2 protein-coding genes and 1 pseudogene are annotated in these 2,439 nt (G+C 74.8%); all 3 read left to right on the top strand.

Translation table 11 applies throughout. The features are described 5' to 3' along the window. A pseudogene (locus L0B03_RS16680) lies at window positions 1–293 on the top strand (hypothetical protein); the annotation flags it as partial. Further along, the gene (murJ, locus tag L0B03_RS16675; protein WP_250447960.1) at window positions 290–1,942 is read left to right on the top strand and encodes a murein biosynthesis integral membrane protein MurJ; all 1,653 of its coding nucleotides are present in this window, start codon (window positions 290–292) and stop codon (window positions 1,940–1,942) included. The pseudogene L0B03_RS16680 and the gene murJ, both read left to right, overlap by 4 nt. Further along, window positions 1,939–2,439, top strand: a 501-nt coding sequence (locus L0B03_RS16670; protein ID WP_250447958.1) for a glycosyltransferase family 4 protein, incomplete at its 3' end; no start/stop codon positions are given. The genes murJ and L0B03_RS16670, both read left to right, overlap by 4 nt.

The raw sequence follows: 2,439 nt of genomic DNA, 5'->3' as shown, positions 1-2,439 counted from the left end.
CGACTTCGGCGGCCTGCCTGGGCGTCGTCGCTGCGGGGTGGCGGGACGACCTCGCGGAGCGGGACATGCTCGGTGACGGCGGGGCCAACGCCCTCGGGGCTGCCCTCGGTACGGCGGTGGTGCTGGGAGCGCCGCGGTCGGTGCGCTGGGGAGTCCTGGCCGGGGTCCTCGCCCTCACGATCGCGAGCGAGCGTGTGAGCTTCACCCAGGTGATCGCTCGGACGCCGGTGCTCCGTGAGCTGGACGCCTGGGGCCGGCGGCCCGTCCCCAGGGCGGACGGACCGCCCGCGTGACCCGACGGCAGGTGCTGCACGGCCTGGCGGGCGCCGCAGCCCTCATCGCAGGCATCACGGTGCTCAGTCGGCTGCTCGGCTTCGGCCGGTGGCTGGCTCACGCGTACGCGGTCGGACCGACAGCGACCGGGGACGCCTACGCGACGGCCAACCTGGTGCCCAACGTCCTGTTCGAGGTCGTCGCTGGTGGCGCGCTGGCCGGAGCGGTGGTCCCGTTGCTGGCCGGTCCGCTGGCCCGCGGCATGCGGGCCGAGGTCGACCGCACCGCCTCGGCCCTGCTCACCTGGGCTCTCCTGGTGCTCCTGCCCGCCTCGGTTCTCCTCGCGCTGCTCGCGCGCCCCGTGGTGGGACTGCTCCTCGGTGCGTCCCCATCAGGTCAGGACTCCGCGGCGACGGCCGCCACGGTGGACCTGGCGAGCCACCTTCTCGTCGTCTTCGCGCCGCAGGTGGTCCTCTACGGCGTGGGCGTGGTCCTCACCGGTGTGCTCCAGGCCCAACAGCGATTCCTCTGGCCCGCTGCCGCCCCCGTGGCCTCGAGCCTCGTGGTGATCGCGAGCTACCTGGTCTTCCGGTTCCTGACGGCGGGGGAGCCCGGGGACCCTGCTGCGCTGTCCAGCGCGGCTGTCGCCTGGCTCGCCTGGGGCACGACCGCTGGGGTGGCTGCCATGAGCCTGCCACTCCTGGTGCCGGTGGCCCGCTCCGGCGTCAGGCTGCGGCCGACCTGGCGCTTCCCTCCGGGGGTCGCCCGTCGAGCTCGACACCTCGCCCTCGCAGGGCTCGGCGGCCTGCTCGCCCAGCAGCTGTCCGTCGTGGTGGTGCTCCGACTGTCGAACGAGTTCGGCTCCACCGGCACCTTCCCGCTCTACCAGTACTCGCAGGCCGTGTACTTCCTGCCCTACGCGGTGCTCGCGGTGCCGCTCGCGACCGCCGCCTTCCCCCGGCTCGCCGAGCATGTCGCCTCAGGCGACCACTCGCGCTACGCAGGGTTGGTGGCGCTGAGCACCCGTGCCGTGCTCGTCGTGAGTGCCGCAGGGGCCGCCGCTCTGGCCGCCGTGGCCCCGGCGGTCGCGGGAGTCTTCGCCGTGGTCGTGCCGGGGGGTGACGCTGCGTCCGTGTCCGCGATGACCCCGGCCCTCACCCTGCTCGCCCCGGGTCTGCTGGGCTACGCCCTGATCTTCCAGCTCTCGAGGGTGCTCTACGCCCTCGAGCGCGGCCGGGCCGCCGTCATAGCCATCGCGACGGGGTGGGGGGCTGTGGCCGTGGCCTCGCTCGTCGCGGTTCCCCTCCTAGCCCCGGAGCGTGGGGACGGCCTCGCGACCCTGCAGGGGCTCGCGCTCGGCAACACGGTCGGCATGCTCGTGGCCGGCCTGGCGCTCTTGGTGGCGGTGCGACGGGTCTCTGGGCCTGACGCGCTGAGCGGTCTGATGCGTACCCTCGTGGTCTCGGCGGTCGGCGGCGGGGTCGGGGCGCTCGCCGGACGCTGGTTGGTCGAGTGGCTCGCAGGTCCGCCGCTCGTGCTCGGGATGATCGGTGCGGCCGTCGCCGCGGGTACTGCGCTCGCTGCGACGGGGCTCGCCGACCGGCAGACGGTGCGAGGTGCGCTGCGGGACCGCGGTCGAGCGGCCCGGACGACAGGGGGACAGGGATGACCAGGGTGCTGCAGGTGCTGGGGTCGAGCGCCGGGGGAGTGGCGCGGCACGTGGCTCAGGTCTCGGCGGGTCTCGTCGACCAGGGTGACGAGGTCGTGGTGGCCGGTCCTGCTGGGCTCCTCGACGTCGTGGTGCCGTCAGGGGGCCGCGGGGTCCCCGTCGAGATCACCGACCGCCCGAGCCGGGGAGACCTCGCAGCGGTCCGACGCCTGCGTGGCGTCTCGGCACGGGCCGACGTCGTGCATGCGCACGGTCTGCGGGCCGGCGCGCTCGTGGTGCTCGCGGTCCGTGCCGGGCGTGGTGCGCCACGTCCGCGGGTCGTCGTGACCCTGCACAACCTCCCCGTCGGCGGACGCGCCGTCCGGGTGATCGCCGGTGTCCTGGAACGCGTCGTGGCCCGGGGCGCTGACGTGGTCCTGGGCGTCTCGGGGGACCTGGTGGACCGCGCGCGTCGCCGGGGGGCTCGCGCCTGCGAACGGGCCCTGAAGTCCGAGGCC

The organism is Actinotalea sp. C106, from assembly GCF_023630195.1.
Taxonomy (GTDB): Bacteria; Actinomycetota; Actinomycetes; order Actinomycetales; family Cellulomonadaceae; genus Actinotalea.
The sequence above is the reverse complement of the archived record's forward strand: the minus strand, read 5'-3'. Positions and strand labels throughout refer to the sequence as shown.